This window comes from Adhaeribacter radiodurans (genome assembly GCF_014075995.1).
GTDB lineage: Bacteria > Bacteroidota > Bacteroidia > Cytophagales > Hymenobacteraceae > Adhaeribacter > Adhaeribacter radiodurans.
The window spans coordinates 2,909,170-2,929,787 of record NZ_CP055153.1; the positions used below are offsets into that span (position 1 = coordinate 2,909,170).

Consider the following 20,618-nt stretch of genomic DNA (forward strand, 5'->3'; position numbering starts at 1 on the left):
AAAACAAGCTTAGACCAGCCCGGAAGAGCCAAACGAGGCCCGCCGGCCAGGAGGCAAACTGATTACTGTTCAAACAAGTTAGCACCAACAACTGGAGACTTGAAAAGGCTCCACAGAAAAACTGTTAATACTAATTTTAATAGACTTTAATCATACAAACCATAAGAATTTCATCTTTTAACAAACGTACCCTTCTATGGAAAGGCCATTAACCCAGCACATTCGATCAGATAGAAGCCCCCTCAACCTACAGGAATATGAACAAGTAGGCGGTTACCAGTCTGTGCGAAAAGTGCTTAAGGAATTTACCCCGGAAGGCGTCACTAATTTAATAAAAGAATCGAACCTGCGCGGCCGTGGCGGAGCCGGATTCAGTACCGGATTAAAATGGAGCTTTGTACCCATGGGACCGGACGTGCCCCGACCAAAATACCTGGTAGCAAATGCCGATGAAATGGAGCCTGGTACTTTTAAAGACCGGCTCTTGCTGGAAGGCAACCCACACCAGCTCATCGAGGGAATGATCATCGCTTCTTACGCCATACAAGCAGATATTTCTTATGTATTTCTGCGGTGGGCATATAAAAAAGCAGCTCAGGAAATTACCAAAGCTATTCACGAAGCCTATGCAGCCGGTTACTTAGGTCAGAATATATTTGGTTCTGGTTTTAGTTTAGATATGTATTTGCACACCGGAGTAGGTCGATATATGTGCGGCGAAGAAACCGCATTGCTCAATGCATTGGAAGGTAAACGGGCTACTCCCCGCGCGAAGCCCCCCTTCCCGCAGGTAAGCGGATTGTTTGGTAAACCAACCATAGTCAACAATGTAGAAACGCTAAGTTGTTTGCCGCACATCATTAACAATGGAGCCGCCTGGTTTAAAAGTTTAAGCCGTACTAACGATTCAGGCACTAAATTATACGGTATCAGCGGACGGGTAAATAAACCGGGTGCCTGGGAATTACCCATGGGTGTTACCGTCCGGGAATTAGTAGAAGAACACGCCGGTGGCATGCGGAATGGGTACAAATTTAAGGGAGCCTTACCCGGAGGCGCTTCTACCGATTTTTTAGTAGAAGAACACTTAGATGTGCAAATGGATTATCCGTCTGTAGCGGCAGCTGGCAGTCGTATGGGTACGGGCACCATGATTATTCTGGACGATCACACCTGCCCGGTGGGGTTTGTGCACAACCTGCAGCACTTTTTCGCGCAGGAATCCTGCGGGTTCTGTACCCCGTGCCGGGAAGGCTTGCCTTGGGTAGAAAAAATTCTGCTTTCCATTGACAAAGGCGAAGGCAAACTGGAAGATATAAGCTTACTCGATTATCATACAAAACTCTTAGGTCCCGGCAACACGTTCTGCGCGTTGGCTCCGGGTGCCATGGAACCTCTGCAGAGCGCCCTGAAATATTTTCGGGAGGATTTTGAACGCCACATTCACGAGAAACAATGTCCCTGGAGGTAGGAATGGTCACCATTTATATCGATAATGTACCTTACGAGGTAAAACCAGATAGGAATTTATTAGAAGCCTGTCTTTCTTTAGGTTTTAACTTACCCTACTTCTGCTGGCATCCGGCTATGGGTTCAGTTGGCGCTTGCCGCCAATGCGCGGTAAAAGTATTTAAAGATGAAACGGATACCAAAGGTCGGTTGGTAATGTCGTGCATGGAGCCGGTGCGGGATAACCTTCGCCTGTCGGTAGATGAGCCGGGAGCTAAAGAATTCCGGGAAACCGTAATTGAATGGCTCATGACCAACCACCCGCACGATTGTGCCGTGTGCGATGAAGGCGGCTCCTGCCATTTGCAGGATATGACCGTTATGACGGGACATGCTTATCGCCGTTATCAATTTAAAAAACGCACTTACCGGAATCAATATTTAGGTCCTTTCGTGAACCATGAAATGAACCGCTGCATTCAGTGTTATCGTTGCGTAAGGTTCTATAAAGATTATGCGGGCGGCAAAGATTTGGATGTTTTTGCGGCTCATAACCACGTATACTTTGGGCGGAGCGAAGACGGCGTACTTGAAAATGAATTCAGCGGTAACTTAGCCGAAGTGTGCCCCACCGGTGTTTTTACCGATAAAACCCTGAAACAGCATTATACCCGCAAGTGGGACCTGACCATGGCTCCATCGGTTTGCCACCATTGCAGCTTGGGTTGCAATATTACCGCCGGGGAACGCTACGGTTCCCTCCGGCAAATCACCAACCGGTATAACGGCGAGGTAAACGGTTATTTTATTTGCGACAGGGGTAGGTTCGGGTATGAATTTGTAAACAGCGCCAGCCGCATTCGTAGAGCTTTGGTGCGCACGCAACTGCCCGAAGCGGTTTCTAAAGAGGTGGCTTTACAACAGGTTGCAAATATTTTAGAACCCGCCCGCGTGATTGGTATTGGTTCGGCGCGTGCTTCTTTGGAGTCAAACTTTGCTTTAAAAACTTTAGTGGGTGCAGATAACTTTTACCAGGGAGTTTCGGATAACGACTATGATTTGGTGGCGCTTGCTTTAAAAGTTTTAAAAGAAAGCCCCGCCCGGACTTTCTCGCTGCGGGAAGTAGAGCAAGCCGATGCTGTTTTTATATTAGGTGAAGACCTGACCAATACCGCTCCTATGCTAGCTCTGGCTGTGCGGCAATCTGTTCGACAACAACCTTTAGAAATTGTAACAAAAGCAAATATACCTTTGTGGCAGGATGCTGCTGTCCGGGAACTAACACAGGGCGAATCAGGCCCCTTATTTATTTCTACTATAACTGCAACTAAACTTGATGAAGTAGCAACTGCCACCTCGCATGCTGACCCAGACTCAATAGCGAGATTGGGTTTTGCTGTAGCTTATTTCATTAACAGTGATGCTCCACCAGCGATGAATATACCTGAAGCTGAATTACTATTAGCGCAGCAAATTGCCGAAGTCCTTAAAGCTGCCAAAAAGCCGCTAATAATTTCGGGTTGTTCCAGCGGCAGCGAAGCCGTACTAAAAGCTGCCGCCAATATTGCTGCTGCCTTACACGCTAAAAATAAAGAAGCTGGTATTGTTTTAACTGTTCCCGAATGTAATAGCTTAGGCTTAGCCATGCTAGGTGGTCATAGGCTGGAATCGGCTTTTGAGGCAGTATTAAATGGCTACTCTGATTCCGTAATAATCATAGAAAATAATCTTTACCGCAGTGCCGATAAAGTTATTGTCGACTCTTTCTTTACAAAAGCAAAGGAAATAGTAGTACTGGATCACCTGCATCATGCAACCAGTGAAAAGGCTACCATTCTACTACCCGCTGGTACTTTTTCCGAAGCCGACGGCACTTTATTAAATAATGAAGGTCGGGCACAGCGGTTTTACCAGGTATACCCTACCTCAGAAGATATTCAGGAAAGCTGGCGTTGGCTTTCCCAAATAGGCAAATTATGGCATCATCCCATCCTTACCGGTTGGGAAAATCTGGACGATATTACCAGGGCCATTCAGGAACAAAACCAGCAGTTTAAAGGAGTTGAAAAATTAGCGCCACCAGCCAGTTTTAGGATTGCCGGAGAAAAAATTGCTCGTGAGCCGCATCGTTACAGCGGCCGCACCGCAATGAATGCGCATATAAATGTGAGTGAACCCAAACCACCGCAAGACCCTGATTCGCCATTATCTTTTACCATGGAAGGTTACCGCGGCATCGTGCCTTCGCCGGTTATTCCGTTTTTCTGGGCACCGGGCTGGAACTCCATGCAATCGGTCAATAAATTTCAGGAAGAAGTAGGCGGTCCTTTACGTTACGGAGATCCGGGAATCCGGCTAATAGAACCTGAACAGAGAAATGTTCCTCATTATTTTACTGCCGTACCTGAAAATTTTCAGTCTCTCCCCGACCACCTGTTTCTGGTGCCGTTGTACCATATCTTCGGCTCGGAGGAGTTGAGTATTTTATCTCCCGGCGTTGCCCAAAGAATACCCGATCCTTACCTGGCTTTGAGTCCGGCCGATGCTTTGGCATTAGGCTTAAAAGAAGGAGAGCCACTCCGTTTCCAATTAAATAAGCAAACGCACCAGTTGCCAATAAAACTAAACCATACTCTTACGAAAGGAACGGCAGGTTTACCGAAAGGCTTACCGGGTGTGCCCTTCGCAGAACTACCTACCTGGGCAGTTATTCTTAAAACAGAATCAGAATCAAAAACAGAAATGAAACCAGAATGGAAGAATCAGCCCCAAATTATTTCCTGATTGCAGGAGGTGTTCTTTTCGTGATGATGAACGTAGCCGCCGGACTCATCTGGGTGGAACGACGCATGCTGGCACTCTGGCAAGACCGCTATGGCCCGAACCGCGCCGGACCTTTTGGGTTATTCATTGTGCTGGCCGATACCTTAAAGCTTTTGTTTAAAGAAGACTGGATTCCGCCTTTCGCGGATAAAGCCGTGTTCGTCATTGCACCGGCTATTGTAATGACAACGGTATTATTGAGCTTCGTTATCATACCGTTTGCACCCGGCATTATGGTGGCCGACCTGAATATTGGTATTCTGTTCTTCCTGGCCATGTCATCGATGGGCGCTTACAGCATTATTTTGGGCGGTTGGGCTTCAAATAATAAATACGCTTTACTGGGTGCCATGCGGGGTGCAGCCCAAATGATTTCGTATGAGGTATTTATGGGCCTGGCTTTGATGGGAGTAGTATTACTAGCTGGCTCTTTTAACCTGCGGGATATTGTAGAGGCGCAGCGAGGAATGTGGTTTGTAGTACCGCAACTCATTGGTTTTGTTATTTTTTTTATTGCCGGAGTAGCTGAAACCCATCGCTTACCATTTGATATTCCTGAAGCCGAAAGCGAATTAATTGCTGGGTTTCACTCCGAATACTCCGGTATGAAGTTCGGTTTGTTTTTCGTGGGCGAGTACCTGGGCATTACTCTTATCTCGTGCATGGTAGTAGCCTTATATTTTGGCGGTTGGCTGGGACCCGCTTTTTTGCCACCGGTAGTCTGGTTTGCTTTAAAAACATTTGTTTTTATCAGCATATTTATTTTGCTGCGAGCCTCCTTACCCCGCCCCCGCTACGACCAGTTAATGGAATACGGCTGGAAAATTCTGCTGCCTTTAACATTACTAAACCTATTGGTTACTGCGGGTATAGTGCTGTGGATGAATGACTAGCCTCTAGACACTAGATGCTAGATACAAGAAGTAGGATTAAGAAAGACCATAAGATTATAAAATATAACAGGTGCTGGTTAAAAGTAAAAATTATAAATACTGTATTAGAAGTCTAGTGTCTAAAATCTAATATCTAAAAAAAGGAGGTAACATGTTGAGTATTCTGCGCAGTATGTGGCTTACATTTCTGCATGCCTTTCACAAACGGGATACCATTCAATACCCGGAACATAAGGCGAAACTTTCTACGCGCTGGCGGGGCCGAATTGTTTTAACCCGCGACCCGGATATGGGCGAACGTTGCGTAGGCTGTTACCTCTGTGCGGCTGCCTGCCCCGTAGATTGTATTTCGTTGCAAAGTACCGAAGATGAAACCGGCCGCCGGTACCCGGAATTTTTCCGCATTAATTTTTCGCGATGTATTTTCTGTGGTTTTTGTGAGGAGGCCTGTCCCACCTTCGCCATTCAACTAATTCCGGATTTTGAAATGGCCGAATACAACCGTCAGAACCTGGTGTACGAGAAAAAAGACTTGCTTATAGATGGCGAAGGAAAATATCCTGGCTATAACTATTACAAAGTTGCGGGTTTAGCCATCGGCGGCAAAGGAAAAGGTGAGGCAATAAATGAAAGCGAACCAGTTGATGTAAAAAGCTTAATGCCTTAACACTATGGAAATTACTTTTTATTTAGCAGCAGCAGTGGCTATAGTTTCTACCATACTGGTAATTACCCGCTATAATCTAATTCATGCCTTGCTTTACCTGGTGGTTTCTTTTCTGGCTATATCGGTCATCTTTTTTGTGCTAGGCGCTCCTTTTATGGCTGCGCTCGAAATAATTATTTACGCGGGAGCTATTGTGGTGCTCATCATTTTCGTGATTATGATGCTAAACCTGACCCACGAAGACGTGCAACACGAAAAAGAATGGCTAAAGCCCGGCATCTGGATTGGCCCGGCTATTCTTTCATTCGTACTCTTGGGTGAGTTGTTCTATATTTTTACGGCTGCCGATTCACCTAGTTACCAGGGCCAACCGGTTGAGGCCAAGGCCGTGGGTTTGTCTCTTTTTGGACCCTACATCCTGGGAGTAGAATTAAGCGGTATGCTGCTGATGGCCGGTATTGTTGGAGCTTACCACCTCGGCCGACAAAAAAGAAAAGTTATTCACCGTTTTTTAGAAGGAGCAGAAGGATGAACCCCATACCCATGGACCATGGCCTGATGTTGGCCGGCATTCTTTTCATGCTGGGATTAATTAGCGTCTTGATCCGGCGCAATATTATTTTCATGCTGATTTCCGTGGAAATCATGTTGAATGCAGCTGGTTTAGCCTTTATTGTAGCCGGTGCCCGCTGGGCGCAGCCCGAAGGACAAGTCATGTTCATTTTTATTATAACCATGGCTGCGGCGGAGGTTTCGGTAGGATTGGCTTTAATTCTACAATTATACCATCAGTTAAAAACCCTGGACAGTGACGCTGCCAATCAAATGCACGGATAATTATGGAAGCTTTACTTTGGACGATACCTGCATTGCCCTTTGCCGGGGCGCTAGTACTTATCTTGATGGGCACTAGGCTATCCCGCTCGGCCGTAGCTTTAATTGGGGTGGGAAGTGTGGGTTTAGCAGCCCTGATAACCATAATTTTAGGAATTAACTTTATTTCAGGGAAACCTACTCCGCCCTACTACCACCAGGAAGTTTGGCAATGGTTTGAGGTGGCGGGCTTTAATCCATCTGTCGCGTTTCACTTGGATGCCTTGTCGCTGGTATTTATTTTTGTTATTACCTTCGTGGGTTTCCTTATTCATTTGTATTCAACGGCCTATATGGCGCCCGATGAAGGTTTTGCCCGGTTCTTTGCTTACCTCAATTTATTCGTGGGCTCGATGTTGGTACTGGTATTGGCCGATAATTTATTGCTTTTGTACCTGGGTTGGGAAGGAGTGGGCCTCTGTAGTTATTTACTAATTGGTTTCTGGTACACCGAACCGGCTAACGGTTATGCGGCTCGGAAAGCTTTTATCACTACTCGCGTGGGTGATACAGCCTTGGCCATCGGCCTTTTTATGTTATTTCAGAACTTCGGCACCTTACACATACAAACAATTGCCACCGAGGCACCGCAGCTGTGGTCAGTAGGAACCCAAAATGCGGTAATTATTGCTTTTCTGTTGTTAGGTGGCGCCGTTGGTAAATCAGGACAGTTACCCTTGCAAACCTGGTTGCCGGATGCGATGGCTGGTCCTACTCCAGTTTCGGCTCTTATCCATGCGGCTACCATGGTGACGGCCGGAGTATATTTAATCGCCCGCATGCACGTCATTTTTGATTTAGCCCCGGCAGCGCAATTAACAGTAGCTATTATTGGTGCCGTAACCCTATTGCTGGCTGGTTGTTCGGCCTTAACCCAATCCGATTTAAAGCGGGTGCTGGCTTATTCTACCATTAGCCAGATTGGGTATATGTTTCTGGCGCTGGGGGTGGGTGCCTGGTCGGCGGGTATTTTTCATTTTATGATCCATGCTTTTTTCAAAGCCTTACTTTTTTTAAGCGCCGGAGCTATTATTATATCGTTGCACCACGAACAAAATATGTTTAAAATGGGAGGTCTCCGGAAATTAATGCCTGTAGTTTTCTGGACGTTTCTGATTGGTTCGGCTTCTCTAGCGGCTTTACCTTTAATTACTGCCGGTTTCTACAGCAAAGATCAAATTTTATGGTATTCTCTCGCCAGTGAGCGAGGTAACTTCTGGCTTTATCTGGCCGGGTTAACTGGAGCCTTTATTACGGGTAATTATACGTTCCGGATGGTATTTTTTACTTTTTATGGGGAGGCAAAAACGCAGGTATCCCATCCGCCTGGTAAATTAATTACTATTCCTCTAATCATACTTGCCATTCTTTCTTTGGTAGGTGGTTTTATTGAGTTGCCCCATAATTTTGGACATTTTACTGTTTTTTCTGATTTTCTGACCTCGGCCTTACCAGCTACATCCATTAACGAAACTCTCGGAAGCTTAGAATGGCTGTTTCAAGTATTAGCGGCTCTCGTTTCACTGGCGGGAGTTTACCTGGCTTATTTATTTTACCTTAAAAATCCGACTTTACAAAATAGTTTGGAGCATTCAGGCTGGGCTATGTCTCTGCACCGGTTCTGGTATTCGGGCTGGGGCTTTGATAAACTATATGATTTGATATTAGTAAAGCCTTTTGTTTTTCTGGCTACTATTAATAAAAACGATTTCATTGATAAAATATACACCGCTATAGCGGCCCTGACGCGTGCTTTTAACCACGGTTTGGCACGCACCCAAAGTGGTATTTTGCGCTGGTATATGATGGGGATAGTAGTGGGAGCCTTATTAATTATTACCTTAAGCTTACTGCCATGATTCTAACCTGGTTAATTAGTTTTCTTCTGATTGGTGGTATTATTGCCTGGTTATCTAGCAAATTAAACCCGGCATTTCCGCGTTGGATTGCCCTCGGAGTAGTACTGGCCAGTTTCCTGACAACTCTGCTTTTCTGGACCAGCAGTGCCGCTCTTATTCAACCAAACAGTAGCTGGATAGTCCGGTTAGACATTCCCTGGGTGCCGCAATGGGGCGTTTCGTTTTCGCTGGCTATGGACGGTTTAAGTTTACTTTTGCTACTCTTAACTTTCTTTCTGGGTATACTAGCTATTCTGGCTTCCTGGACGGAAATTAAAACCAGAGTCGGATTCTTTTATTTTAACATTTTGTGGGTACTGGCGGGCATTACCGGAGTTTTTCTGACTATGGATTTATTCTTGTTTTACTTTTTCTGGGAAGTAATGCTGATTCCGATGTACTTTTTAATTGGGATCTGGGGGCACGAAAACCGGATGTATGCCGCTTATAAGTTTTTTATTTTTACGCAGGCCAGCGGATTATTGATGCTTTTGTCTATTCTGGGAATTTACTTTATTCATGGAAATAACACAGGTACTTATACCTTTAATTACTTTCAATTACTTAATACTTCTTTCCCACCAGCAGTTGGTGGCTGGCTAATGGCCGGATTTCTGGCTGCCTTCTTGGTAAAATTGCCCGTAGTACCTTTCCATTCGTGGTTACCGGATGCACACTCCGAGGCACCCACGGCCGGTAGTGTTATTCTGGCCGGACTGTTGCTCAAAACCGGCGCTTATGGGTTATTGCGTTTTGTGGTACCCTTGTTTCCGGAGGCAGCACAGGCTTTTGCGCCCTGGATCATGTTGCTGGGTGTAATTGGTATTTTGTACGGGGCTATACTGGCTTTTTCGCAAACGGATTTAAAAAGATTAGTGGCTTATACCAGCGTGAGCCACATGGGCTTTGTGGCACTTGGCGTATTTGCTTTTAACGAGTGGGCATTTCAGGGCGTGGTTATGCAGATGATTACGCATGGCTTAAGTACCGGAGCTTTGTTTATTTTGGCCGGTTTTCTGTACCAACGCCTGCACACCCGCGATATCCGGCAAATGGGTGGTTTCTGGTCTACCATACCCAAAATGGGCGTAGTTACCTTAGTGTTTGTGATGGCTTCGCTAGGCTTACCTGGTTTAGGAAATTTTATTGCGGAGTTTCTAACGCTGGTAGGTAGTTGGCAGGCCAACCGAACCCTCACCATTTTTGCCACCATTGGGTTAGTGGCCGCTACTGCTTATTCGCTGCGGATTATGCAAAAGGTATTTCTGGGTAAAAACCATTCTGACCATTTAATGCCAGACCTTAATTTTAGGGAAATGGGTATGGCTGCATCGTTGGTAATTACAATTTTATGGCTGGGGTTAAATCCGCAACCTGTTTTAGACCGGGCACGATTATCCTTGCAAGAACAACTGCAGGCTTATCAAAAACAAAATGTAAAAACAGCAAAACCCGTCGAGGTAGCCCAGCAAAGTATTTCTCCGGATTCTGTATTATCCATTCCAACAAAAGGAGGTTCGCATGCGCTTAAATGATCTCAATTATCTGATGCCGCTGCTGGTATTAGTAGGAGCCGCTACCTTAAATATGCTGGTAATAGCGGTAAAACGAAATCATAAAGTTATATACGGCATAACCTTAGTAGCGCATATAATAGCCCTAACCACTCTTTTATTCCTTGGTAATCATCCCTACACGATAGATCCTTTTTTTATAATTGATGGTTGGGGTATCTTTAATTTAGGGCTGATTTTGGTAACGTCTCTTTTTGTTACCATGTTATCGTATGCCTACTTTGAACAACGGGAAGAACGCCGCGAAGAATATTATATCTTGCTTATTCTTGCCACTCTTGGTTCGTGCGTTTTAGTAATTAGCCAGCATTTTATGGCCCTATTTCTGGGGCTGGAAGTTTTAAGTGTGGCCTTATACAGTTTAATTGCTTATTTGCGTACCCGCGAACATTCCGATGAAGCCGGCATAAAATATTTAATTTTGGCGGCAATGTCGTCGGCTTTTTTACTATTTGGTATGGCATTAATTTATGCCGACAGTGGTACAATGGCTTTTGCGAGTATTGCCGCCCATTTAAAAGCTTTACCGGAATTGCCTCCTTTACTCTTAACCGGTTTCGGGCTAATGGTAGTGGGTATTGGATTTAAATTAGGAGTAGTGCCTTTTCATATGTGGGCGCCCGATGTGTACGAAGGGGCTCCGGCTCCGGTAACGGCCTTTATTGCCACGGTATCCAAAGGCGGCATGATAGCTTTGTTAATCCGCTTTTTTGCCCAGGTTGATGGATATCGTTACCCGAACCTGATGCTTGTTTTTACTATTATTGCCATTGCCTCTATGTTGGCGGGTAACTTGCTGGCTTTGCGGCAAAGAAACGTTAAACGATTACTGGCTTATTCTTCTATTGCGCATTTAGGATATATTCTGGTGGCTTTTTTAGCCGGTAATCAATTGGGAGTAGAAGCAGTTAGCTTTTATTTGGTAGCTTATTTTATTACCAGCCTCGGTGCGTTTGGAGTTGTAGCCTTGTTATCAGATACCCGGCGCGATGCCGATCGGCTCCGCGATTACCGCGGATTATTCTGGCGACGCCCCGCCACTGCCGCTATTTTTACAGCTATGCTGCTTTCTCTGGCGGGTATTCCGCTTACGGCAGGGTTTGTAGGTAAATTTTATATATTGGCTTCCGGAGTAAATGCCCAACGCTGGTTATTGGTTATTATGCTCATTCTTAATAGTGTAATTGGCTTATATTACTACATTAAAGTAATTGCCGCCATGTTTGCCCAAACACAATCCAGTCAGAAAAAAACTCGTAAAGTACTTCATCCGGCTATCTCGTTTGCTACAGGGGCTACAATGGCTATTTTAGCCCTATTATTGGTGTATATCGGAATTTACCCTACTACCCTGGTACAATTATTAAAAGGTTTACTAACCACAATTGTGACTACCCAATGATATTTAATAATACCCAATGGTAAGAAGTAGTTGCTTTGGTAAACTTTGATTTTGTTCTTTGGATCCTTTTCAAGTCACCAGGCAGCGGTGCTAACTAGTCTGATATTTCAAGTGTGCCTCGTGGCCGGCGGGCCTCGTTTGGCTGTTTCGGGCGGTTTATCGAACCTTGGTTCACTCCGTTGCGCCATGCTGCTTTGCAGCACCTGAACGCTAAAATGCACTCAACAGCCAAACTGGTGTCTTTTGCTAGTAGCTACCGTTAATCTTACATTTACCGAAGATGACGAAGATTAATTAACCTGTTTTCTTTTACTGTCTTTGTTACCCTTGCCCGCACTAGTCTTGGCGGAGTAGGGTTGGTGATACTCACTATGGCGCGGAAGTTACTTCCGTGCCTTTCTCTACTAGATACTTTCTAGGTTCTTTTCTAGCACATTTTTCTTGTACAACTTGCTGACGCCAGTCTCAGCGGAGCGGGACTTGTGCTTTACAGACAAAAGCTAGTCTCCCGACTGGCAGAAACTCAGCCATTATACGTCATTCGGGAGACTGACTCTTGTTCTTACGCTCAAGTGACGCTTGGCTTAATACTTGCGTGAGGAGGCGGACTTAGTAAATTCTTTACCTCTGAAAGCTAGAGTTAGGTAACTACTGGAGAAAGACATCCGTTTGGCTATTGAGGGCCTTTTAGCGTTCCGGTGCTGAGAGCAGCATGGCGCAACGGAGTGAACCAAGGTTCGCTAAACTGCCCGAAACAGCCAAGCGAGGCCCGCCGGCCACGAGGCAAACTCTAAATCTCAAGCTAGATAGCACCGCTGCCTGGAGACTCGAAAAGGCTCCAAAGTACAAGCTTACTATCCAGCAAAATCTATAATAGCTTTTTGTTACAATTAGGTATAAAATATTAATTCAAAATGACTTAGAAAGCATTGTCTTTTAGTTATACATTTCCTAATTAATATAACTAAATTTCCCCGATGCTCGATTTAAATTTACTTGATTCTACAACAAGGGCAAAATATTTTCCATGGGAGTTTCCCCTTTAAAGGCTTTTACCAGTTTACCCTGCTCCGTGTAAATATAAACAGAAGGAGCCGGAATGGCGCCTAATTCTTGTAAGATGATATTGAATGGGGTTTGAGCGTAAAAAATATTAGGACCAGATAAATTATATTTCATAAAAAATTGCTGCATCTGATCAAAAGGTGCCGGCGAAAAAAAGTAGACCGTGTACTTGGCAAAAGCTGGTAAATGTTTTTGCATTTCGTTCGCCTCGCGCTGACAATGCTCACAATCCGGTTCAAAAAATATGAGAACCGTTTTTCCTTTTAAATCTTTAGCGTTAATTTTTGTTTGATCCGGTTTGGTAAGGGGCAAATTAGGTAAATCGTTAGCCGGGGTGGGCGGAGTTCTCGCCACAGAAGTGGTAGGCTGCGCATTAGAATTATCCTGTTCTATTTGTGGCTCTTCTGAACGCATAATAAACCAAGCCCCTAAAACAATAACTGCTAATATTACCGAAATCAATAATCCTTTATTCATTTTATATATTCTGTAAACTATTATAGGATATTCTACTTAAAAGCAAATAGTAGAGATACCTTTAACTTTATTAAACTGTAAAGAAAAACTAAAATCAGATGAGTTGAAATCTACGTTAATTTTAATTTATTCGATTCATCTAAAATTAATAATCAAATTTTTAATAGTTCAAATACTTAAAAGGCTTATCTAAACTAAGCTGGAATTTTATCCAAACTCTTGATTTCAGCTTTGTAAGAAGCCGGCAAGATACTGTTTTTTAATAATCCATCTAACTTTAACTTTCTACTGAGTTTATAGGCAATTACAATTGGTTTCATGTAAGCTGTTTTACCTAAACCCAGCAGCTTATTTACTTTTTCCGAAACCAATAATTGTTGTGCCTGCTTTAGCAAAATAAACCGGAAAAGCCCCAAATGTTTTTTGTATTGCTGATATAAATCCTTTGTATAGTGGCTGTATTGTAAATCTTGCTCTAAATGTTGCTCTCGCATTACTAGCCAATCCTGGTAAGTGGTGGGAAGTCCTACTAATCCCATCCGCTGCCCCACCTGCAAAAACACCTGGCACACTTCTATTTTCTCTGACAGGGTTAATTTTCTTTCCAGTAATTCATAAGCCCTTATGGAATAATCAATCAGCATGAACAATACGTCGCGGTAGGCCCAGTCCGGAATAGCGGCACCCCGGTTACTTTCTACCTTAGCATGAATAGTTGCCATATTATCGATCGCCCGGTAAGCTCCTACTCTATCCGAAAAAACTATTAACCGCGCATAAGCCACCGTCGAAAATAATCGTCCTAACGGATCGGCGGGTAATCGGCCAGTAAAGTACAACCAATCCACCGCTTTATTTAAGGCAAATTCCGCCGCAGATCCGGCAAAAATAAATAAGATTGTATCGCTGTTGCCCCAGATTCTTCTTACCACCGAGCTTTTATCCACAAAATAATCCATACTGGTTTAACGAAAAATTTAGTAAATTTTAGTCATCCAACAGCAATCTTTTTTGGTTTCTGGACAAACCAAATTTTTAAAATGTTTCGAATGGCTCACCTCACTGCCAAAGTATTGTACAAGAATTCTCTTTCGCTGTTTTCAAAAATTACTTGATCTTAATTTTATTCAACATTCTTTAAAATATAGATTGATTAAAAGAAAATCCGAACTTTGCTGGGCTAAAACATTGTTTTAGTAGTATTCAAAATTTAAATGTCTGGGATAACTACCCGGCTTGTTTTCATGAAAAAAGAATTAGAACTGGTTCTTCCTCCAGAAGTAGCTTACGATGAAGCGCTTCTGCAAAATGCTATCTTAAAAAACGTGGGTGCCCAACCAGAAGAGATAGCCTACATTCATAAATTAAAACGCTCGATAGATGCCCGTGGAAAAAATGTATTGTTACGGGTACGGGCCGACGTATATTTTAGCACTCCCCCAAACGATATTCTGCAACCTAAATTCCACTACCCTACCGTTGATAAAGCGCCACATGTTATTATTGTAGGAGCTGGTCCGGCAGGTTTGTTTGCGGCTTTGCGCTGTATTGAATTAAATTTAAAGCCAATAATCTTAGAACGGGGCAAGGATGTACGCACCCGCCGGCGGGATTTGGCAGCTATTAACAAAGAACACGTTGTAAATCCGGATTCTAATTATTGTTTCGGCGAAGGCGGTGCTGGTACCTACTCCGATGGTAAATTGTATACCCGTTCTAAGAAACGGGGCGATGTTTACCGGGCTTTGCAAATTTTAGTGCAGCACGGTGCTACTCCCGATATTTTGTTTGATGCGCACCCGCATATTGGCACAAATAAGCTGCCGGTTTTAATTTCTAATATTCGGGAAAGTATTTTAAACGCCGGTGGAGAAATTCATTTTGATACCCGCGTTACAGATTTTATAATTGAGCAAAACACTATAAAAGGAGTAGTTACCCAAGCGGGTAATCTGTTCGAAGGCGAAGGCGTAATTTTAGCAACCGGACACTCGGCCCGTGATATTTACGAGCTTTTGGCTTCCAAAAATATTTACATTGAAGCCAAGCCTTTTGCCATGGGAGTGCGGGTAGAACATCAGCAATCTTTTATTGATTCCATTCAATACCATTGCGATAACCGCGGACCGTATTTACCGGCATCATCGTATGCTTTGGTGCACCAAACTACTTACGCTAAAAAACAGCGGGGCATATTTTCGTTCTGTATGTGTCCGGGTGGTTTTATGGTGCCTTCTGCTACTGCTCCGGGCGAAGTGGTGGTAAACGGCATGTCGCCGAGCCGGCGCGATTCTAAGTTTGCTAATTCTGGTATTGTAGTAGCTATTGAAACAGAAGATATGGACGTAAAAACCCATGGACCATTAGCGGGTTTACGCTTGCAACAAGCCCTGGAACAACAAGCTTGCGCTATTGCGGGAGGTACACAAAAAGCCCCGTCCCAACTTTTGCAGGACTTTACCCGATCCAAGCTCTCCAGCCATTTACTCGAAACGTCGTACCAGCCCGGTTTAACTTCCGTGGATATGAATGAATTATTTCCGGCCAGCATTGCATACCGATTGCGCGAAGGATTTACTTATTTTAACAGTAAAATGAAAAATTATGTAAGTAACGAAGCCCAGATTATAGGGGTAGAAAGCCGCACTTCGTCCCCCGTACGAATTCCGCGCGACCGGGAAACGCTCGAACACGTACAAATTAACAACTTGTATCCGTGCGGCGAAGGTGCGGGTTATGCCGGTGGAATTGTTTCTGCCGCTATGGATGGAGAACGGTGCGCGGAAAAAATTGCCGCCAAAGTGAACCGTTAAATAATAGTAGAAGTAAATTATATAACTTTTAAAATAGAAAGTCTGTTAAATCAACGTTTAAAGCATTTTTATTTACTTTAATCGTTAAGTTGGCAGTATTAAATGCAAATTTTTTATTAAATCGCATCCGGATTTATCTTGGGTAAACAAATATTTATCCCGCATAAACGGAATTAATTCTTTACCATTATGAAAAAAACAGTTGTATTAGGCGCTACGGATAATCCGTCGCGGTTTGCTTACCGGGCTGTACACAAATTAAAACAGTATGGTCATGAGGTAGTGCCCGTCGGAATCCGGAATGGCGATGTAGCCGGAATTAAGATTGACACTGAAAAAAATCCGGTAGAAAATGTAGATACAGTTACTTTATACGTGGGACCTCAAAATCAGCCTTCTTGGTACGATTATATTTTAAGTTTAAAGCCAAATCGTATTATATTTAACCCCGGCACTGAAAACCCGGAACTGGAAAGAAAAGCCGCCGAACAAAATATTAAAACTTTACATCACTGCACCTTGGTTATGTTGGCCGTAGGCGAATATTAATTTAAATATTCGAACTCTGATCCGCTATTAGAGCCTGGCATCGCAAGATGATCCAGGCTTTACTTTTTTGCTGTTTTTTGATTATAAAGGGTTAGTTATTCCAGGCAATATTTACTAAATTACTATATGCGGCTGGGTATTAGTAGGAGGTTAGAAATAGAATAAAGGAGAGAAATCTTATTTATCGGGTCATTCAGGAAGAAACTCTTTTTCTACGTAGCTACCTAGTTTCTTTCTGGATGATCCAAATATTATAACTTATCCTATATCGCATAAACCGTCTTTCATATAATACTTATTTCAAGCATGTGCTCGAACTTACTTTAAGTACCTATAAAATCAAGAAATTAGTATTTGATATTCAATTCTACTTAATCGCATTAAAAAAATTAATAAATCTGTTCTTTAAGTAGCTCCCTTTTTTCCTCAGTTACTTTAACAATTCCGCTTTCCTTTCTCCAGCATCAAAATCCAACCAAACTGCCGAATGAATAATCGTTGAATGTTAAAAGTTATTCAGGCTTTAGGCGAATAAGGTTTAAATCTGGTTTTAATAGTTACTATACAGCTGAATTTAACAAAAATTAGCTTGCTCCTTATTTATAATTTACTAAAATTCAGTATTTTATAATAACAATTAAATAATTTTACTTCTTTTTTAGATTATCAGGCAACCGATATAAATCGGCTTGCATCTACTAAACAAACAGTCTTAATTTAGTAATCTGAAACAATTTTAATCATCCACGTGACCGAAGCGGAACTTATACGAGGCTTAGTTAAAGGTGAAGCCAAAGCCCATAAAACCCTGTATGAAAAGTACGCCGGGGTAATGTTAGGTATTTGTTTACGCTATTTAAAAAACCAGATGGATGCCGAAGAAGTAATGTTAACAGGGTTTGTGAAAGTGTTTCAACATGTTACTCAGTTCGAAAACAAAGGAAGTTTTGAAGGTTGGATGAAACGTATTATGGTAAACGAAGCACTCGGGTTTTTACGCAAGAAAGAACCAATGCATTTGGCCATAGAAAAAGATATTTTGCAGGTAGCCACCGAAGCCAACGCGGAACAGGATTTAGCCACCGAAGATTTATTACGCATGCTGCACGAACTACCCGCCGGCTACCGGGCCGTGTTTAACTTGTACGCCATTGAAGGATATTCGCACAAAGAAATTGGAGAGTTGCTGGATATATCGGAAGGAACCTCTAAATCTCAGTTAAGTAAGGCGCGGGCCATGTTGCAGCGGCGTTTACAAAACCAGGAATCGATTACGCTTTAAAAGCAAAAAATATCATGAAGGAAGAAGAAGTAGATCAATATTTTAAAAACAAATTCGGGCAGTTTGCTCCTGAGCCATCGGCTGACGCCTGGGCTCGTTTGCAGAGCAAAATGGAACCCGTACAGCAAAAACGCCCTACAATGTGGGTGTATTACGCGGCGGCATCGGTAAGCTTAATTTTACTATCAGGAGCATTGTTATTTTGGTTCAGAACTAATAGTTCGTTACCAGTAAATGGAGATTTAGCCAATTTAAAACCTGCTACCACTCAACCAACTCCTTTAATAATGAAGGAGCCTATTTTAGCCGATATAAACACCCAGGCACCGGCACTGCCCGAAACAGTAGAGCCGGTAACGCAGGAAAAAGTTAAAGAAACCACTAATAACGCTAGTACTAGTACTACTACCAGCAAACCAATTAAAAAAGGTAAAAAAATACGGCCTGGCATTTTAGTAGCTACCCACCATTTAAAAAATCAAGAGAAAACTTATTCAAAGGATGACTGGAAAACGGTGCCGGAAAATTCACCAGTTACTACAGTAGTAGCGCAAAACGTACCCAATTTACCAACAGTGGCCGAAGAACGGATTATGGAGGTAATTATTAAGAAAGCCCCGGAAGCGGAAGTTGCTTATACCGATAATTCCAATGCAAAAGAATACTCCCATACGCAGGAAATTATCAAGGAAAACATATCGAAGAAAGGGCGGCTGGTTAAAAATATCTTTAAACAAGCGCGCAATTTAAAGAATGGCGAAAAAGTAGAATTATCGGCTTTAGGTTTAAATGCCAATTACCGAATTGATGTAGAAAGTAAATTATTAAAACAAAAATATTCCAAAGTTATTAACCTCTAATCTAAAATTTTTATGAAACGCATACTTATCATTACAGCCCTTTTTTGGGTTGCCGCTACCGCTGTGTCTTTGGCGAACGGATTAGCTGCGAAACCTAAATATGTAGCCTCGCTCCTGGATACTATTCAGATTAATTTAGCCGATGGTGCCAGCCTAACCTTACAAGTTAAAAACACCAGCCAGCTAAAAAATTTCCAAAAATATAGCCTGGATTCCTTAATGGTTTTGTTAAATAAATACGTGCAGCAGGTGGAGAGCATGAGTAAGTCGAGCCCCAATGGTTCAGCCGAAATAAGCATGACCTTTTATCCGGCCAAAGACCTGAATAACCCTAATGCGCCCGAGCAAATTAAAATTAAAATGGCAAGCGGTAATAGTGGAAGCAAACAAACCTGGTCGGCTAATGCAGGAGACCTGGTTAAAGTAGAAGTAGACTACGAAGATGATGAGGACGATGATGACCACAATGGCTCGGTGTACGTGAATGTTAAAACCCGCAACGATAGCCTCCGGAAAGAAAAGATGGAACGTAAAATGAACCGCCGGCACCGCTTTTTCAGCACCATTGATTTAGGTTTGAACACCTTCGTAAATGTTCCTGAATTGAACAATAGCTTGTACGATTTAAAACCTATTGGTTCTCGTTACATTAGCTTAAACCAATACATTTCTACCCGCATTGGTGGAGTTAAAAGCCCGTTAAAATTCCGGACTGGTTTAGAACTTGCTTTTAATAATTACATGCTGGACAAAAACCGCCGCATTACCGATGAAAATAACACCACGGTTTTTTACAACGAGTCTACCTTATCTTTAGAAAAAAGTAAGCTTACCACTTCTTCGTTAAACTTACCGGTAATTATTGAATTAAACTTTAAAGACAAAAACGGCAAAGAATCCTTTAAGATTGGCGGCGGCGGCTTTGTGGGGTACCGTTTAGGCTCGCACACTAAAATTAAATACCAAAGCGAGGGCAATACCTACAAAGATAAAGAGCGCGGTAATTACAACCTGGAAGATATGCAGTACGGCGTTAATTTCTTAATTGGTTACAAATGGATTAATCTGTTTGCTAAATACAACCTGAATGACTTGTTCAAAGATAATCGCGGTCCTAAAATGAACGTTGTAAGTTTCGGCTTCCGGATTTAAAAAAATTCTTTCAGGACTATTCACACAAAGAGGAGATTCTTAAACGGAATCTCCTCTTTGTTTTCTCGTAAGTCTATAAAATTTACCTCTACCCATTTCGAAAAAAATTATCCAGGATTATACCCGTAGCATTCGCTACGTTCAAGGACTCGGCCTTTCCGAAACGGGGAATTTTAATTAATTGGGTTAAGCAGCTTTCTACTTCGGGCCGGATGCCGTGGGCTTCGTTGCCCATAATAAGTACTCCGGTAGGTTGTAACGTTAAGCGATGAATGTTCTGGCCATGGAGCGAAGCGCCATATAGAGGAAGGTCGGCGGGTAATTTTTTCAGGAATTCTGGCAAAGTAACGTATACTACATTCACACGGGTAAAAGAGCCCATGGTAGCTGCAATTACTTTCGGATTGTAAAAATCAGCGCAGGTTTCCGAACAAATAATATGCTGCAGACCGTACCAATCAGCAATCCGGATAATAGTACCCAAATTTCCCGGATCGCGGATATCATCTAAAGCCAACGTTAAGGTTGATAAATCTGGTGCAAAAAAAGCAGGCGCTTTCATCTTAGCAATGGCCAAGGCGGCGTTATTCGTAGAAAAGGTGCCGGCCCTGGTAAGGTCTTTTTCGTCTATTAGCTCGTAAGTCAAACTTTTCGCCTTTATTTCGGTACTTTTACCTAGAAATTCTTCTGTTACGAACAGCTTTTCAATGGTGTAATCAGATAAAAGCAACTCTTTCACGCTTTTAGCTCCTTCTACCAAAAAGGCTTGGTGGAGATGACGGTATTTTTTTACTTGCAAAGAATTGATATATTTTAAAGCTGCTTTCGATAACATAGAGCA

At 42.9% G+C, this 20,618-nt stretch carries 17 protein-coding genes; 14 read left to right on the plus strand and 3 right to left on the minus strand.

Going from position 1 to position 20,618, the window contains the following annotated elements:
* The first annotated feature begins 196 nt into the window (after nt 1-196).
* The 9 genes from nuoF (at nt 197) to HUW48_RS11955 (ending at nt 11,579) form a co-directional block, all read left to right on the plus strand.
* On the plus strand, nt 197-1,471 hold the full coding sequence (gene nuoF / locus HUW48_RS11915; protein WP_182415881.1) for an NADH-quinone oxidoreductase subunit NuoF: 1,275 nt from the start codon (nt 197-199) through the stop codon (nt 1,469-1,471).
* Entirely contained in the window at nt 1,456-4,233 is a 2,778-nt protein-coding gene (gene nuoG / locus HUW48_RS11920; RefSeq protein ID WP_246343846.1) for an NADH-quinone oxidoreductase subunit NuoG, read from the plus strand. Before nuoF ends, nuoG begins: the two co-directional genes overlap by 16 nt.
* A complete protein-coding gene (gene nuoH, locus HUW48_RS11925; RefSeq protein ID WP_182415882.1) occupies nt 4,203-5,165 on the plus strand; it encodes an NADH-quinone oxidoreductase subunit NuoH in 963 nt (320 codons plus the stop codon). Before nuoG ends, nuoH begins: the two co-directional genes overlap by 31 nt.
* A 151-nt stretch (nt 5,166-5,316) precedes the next feature.
* Nucleotides 5,317-5,832, plus strand: coding sequence for an NADH-quinone oxidoreductase subunit NuoI (nuoI, locus tag HUW48_RS11930; protein ID WP_182415883.1), 516 nt, complete (start codon nt 5,317-5,319; stop codon nt 5,830-5,832).
* Nucleotides 5,833-5,836: 4 nt separating this feature from the next.
* The gene (gene nuoJ, locus HUW48_RS11935; protein WP_182415884.1) at nt 5,837-6,364 is read left to right on the plus strand and encodes an NADH-quinone oxidoreductase subunit J; all 528 of its coding nucleotides are present in this window, start codon (nt 5,837-5,839) and stop codon (nt 6,362-6,364) included.
* Nucleotides 6,361-6,669, plus strand: coding sequence for an NADH-quinone oxidoreductase subunit NuoK (nuoK, locus tag HUW48_RS11940; protein WP_182415885.1), 309 nt, complete (start codon nt 6,361-6,363; stop codon nt 6,667-6,669). The genes nuoJ and nuoK overlap by 4 nt, the downstream gene beginning before the upstream one ends.
* A gap of 2 nt (nt 6,670-6,671) precedes the next feature.
* Nucleotides 6,672-8,564, plus strand: coding sequence for an NADH-quinone oxidoreductase subunit L (gene nuoL / locus HUW48_RS11945; RefSeq protein ID WP_182415886.1), 1,893 nt, complete (start codon nt 6,672-6,674; stop codon nt 8,562-8,564).
* Nucleotides 8,561-10,138 (plus strand): NADH-quinone oxidoreductase subunit M, encoded by a 1,578-nt coding sequence (gene nuoM, locus HUW48_RS11950; RefSeq protein ID WP_182415887.1) that lies wholly within the window; start codon nt 8,561-8,563, stop codon nt 10,136-10,138. The genes nuoL and nuoM overlap by 4 nt, the downstream gene beginning before the upstream one ends.
* Nucleotides 10,125-11,579, plus strand: coding sequence for an NADH-quinone oxidoreductase subunit N (locus tag HUW48_RS11955; RefSeq protein ID WP_182415888.1), 1,455 nt, complete (start codon nt 10,125-10,127; stop codon nt 11,577-11,579). The genes nuoM and HUW48_RS11955 overlap by 14 nt, the downstream gene beginning before the upstream one ends.
* A 1,002-nt stretch (nt 11,580-12,581) precedes the next feature.
* Here the strand turns inward: HUW48_RS11955 and HUW48_RS11960 are convergent.
* Both HUW48_RS11960 and HUW48_RS11965 read right to left on the minus strand, forming a co-directional pair.
* On the minus strand, nt 12,582-13,121 hold the full coding sequence (locus HUW48_RS11960) for a peroxiredoxin family protein (protein ID WP_182415889.1): 540 nt from the start codon (nt 13,119-13,121) through the stop codon (nt 12,582-12,584).
* Nucleotides 13,122-13,315: 194 nt separating this feature from the next.
* On the minus strand, nt 13,316-14,080 hold the full coding sequence (locus HUW48_RS11965; RefSeq protein ID WP_182415890.1) for an oxygenase MpaB family protein: 765 nt from the start codon (nt 14,078-14,080) through the stop codon (nt 13,316-13,318).
* 285 nt (nt 14,081-14,365) lie between these two features.
* Here HUW48_RS11965 and HUW48_RS11970 point away from each other — a divergent pair, with 285 nt between their 5' ends.
* The 5 genes from HUW48_RS11970 (at nt 14,366) to HUW48_RS11990 (ending at nt 19,777) form a co-directional block, all read left to right on the plus strand.
* On the plus strand, nt 14,366-15,934 hold the full coding sequence (locus HUW48_RS11970) for an NAD(P)/FAD-dependent oxidoreductase (RefSeq protein ID WP_182415891.1): 1,569 nt from the start codon (nt 14,366-14,368) through the stop codon (nt 15,932-15,934).
* A gap of 189 nt (nt 15,935-16,123) precedes the next feature.
* Nucleotides 16,124-16,483, plus strand: a complete 360-nt coding sequence (locus tag HUW48_RS11975) for a CoA-binding protein (protein ID WP_182415892.1) — start codon at nt 16,124-16,126, stop codon at nt 16,481-16,483.
* A 748-nt stretch (nt 16,484-17,231) separates the two neighbouring features.
* Nucleotides 17,232-17,765 carry an RNA polymerase sigma factor gene (locus HUW48_RS11980; RefSeq protein ID WP_182415893.1) on the plus strand — a complete coding sequence of 178 codons (534 nt, stop codon included), beginning with the start codon at nt 17,232-17,234 and terminating at the stop codon, nt 17,763-17,765.
* A gap of 14 nt (nt 17,766-17,779) precedes the next feature.
* A complete protein-coding gene (locus HUW48_RS11985) occupies nt 17,780-18,625 on the plus strand; it encodes a hypothetical protein (RefSeq protein WP_182415894.1) in 846 nt (281 codons plus the stop codon).
* A 12-nt stretch (nt 18,626-18,637) separates the two neighbouring features.
* On the plus strand, nt 18,638-19,777 hold the full coding sequence (locus tag HUW48_RS11990; protein ID WP_182415895.1) for an outer membrane beta-barrel protein: 1,140 nt from the start codon (nt 18,638-18,640) through the stop codon (nt 19,775-19,777).
* Between the two features lie 88 nt (nt 19,778-19,865).
* Here HUW48_RS11990 and HUW48_RS11995 read toward each other — a convergent pair whose 3' ends face one another.
* A complete protein-coding gene (locus tag HUW48_RS11995; RefSeq protein ID WP_182415896.1) occupies nt 19,866-20,612 on the minus strand; it encodes a TrmH family RNA methyltransferase in 747 nt (248 codons plus the stop codon).
* Between the last annotated feature and the right edge of the window lie 6 nt (nt 20,613-20,618).

Bases quoted from the DNA above. Each gene is read 5' to 3' on its own strand.
- nuoF (WP_182415881.1), top strand. From the start codon at position 197: ATGGAAAGGCCATTAACCCAGCACATTCGATCAGATAGAAGCCCCCTC.
- nuoG (WP_246343846.1), top strand. From the start codon at position 1,456: ATGTCCCTGGAGGTAGGAATGGTCACCATTTATATCGATAATGTACCT.
- nuoH (WP_182415882.1), top strand. From the start codon at position 4,203: ATGGAAGAATCAGCCCCAAATTATTTCCTGATTGCAGGAGGTGTTCTT.
- nuoI (WP_182415883.1), top strand. From the start codon at position 5,317: ATGTTGAGTATTCTGCGCAGTATGTGGCTTACATTTCTGCATGCCTTT.
- nuoJ (WP_182415884.1), top strand. From the start codon at position 5,837: ATGGAAATTACTTTTTATTTAGCAGCAGCAGTGGCTATAGTTTCTACC.
- nuoK (WP_182415885.1), top strand. From the start codon at position 6,361: ATGAACCCCATACCCATGGACCATGGCCTGATGTTGGCCGGCATTCTT.
- nuoL (WP_182415886.1), top strand. From the start codon at position 6,672: ATGGAAGCTTTACTTTGGACGATACCTGCATTGCCCTTTGCCGGGGCG.
- nuoM (WP_182415887.1), top strand. From the start codon at position 8,561: ATGATTCTAACCTGGTTAATTAGTTTTCTTCTGATTGGTGGTATTATT.
- HUW48_RS11955 (WP_182415888.1), top strand. From the start codon at position 10,125: ATGCGCTTAAATGATCTCAATTATCTGATGCCGCTGCTGGTATTAGTA.
- HUW48_RS11960 (WP_182415889.1), bottom strand. From the start codon at position 13,121: ATGAATAAAGGATTATTGATTTCGGTAATATTAGCAGTTATTGTTTTA.
- HUW48_RS11965 (WP_182415890.1), bottom strand. From the start codon at position 14,080: ATGGATTATTTTGTGGATAAAAGCTCGGTGGTAAGAAGAATCTGGGGC.
- HUW48_RS11970 (WP_182415891.1), top strand. From the start codon at position 14,366: ATGAAAAAAGAATTAGAACTGGTTCTTCCTCCAGAAGTAGCTTACGAT.
- HUW48_RS11975 (WP_182415892.1), top strand. From the start codon at position 16,124: ATGAAAAAAACAGTTGTATTAGGCGCTACGGATAATCCGTCGCGGTTT.
- HUW48_RS11985 (WP_182415894.1), top strand. From the start codon at position 17,780: ATGAAGGAAGAAGAAGTAGATCAATATTTTAAAAACAAATTCGGGCAG.
- HUW48_RS11990 (WP_182415895.1), top strand. From the start codon at position 18,638: ATGAAACGCATACTTATCATTACAGCCCTTTTTTGGGTTGCCGCTACC.
- HUW48_RS11995 (WP_182415896.1), bottom strand. From the start codon at position 20,612: ATGTTATCGAAAGCAGCTTTAAAATATATCAATTCTTTGCAAGTAAAA.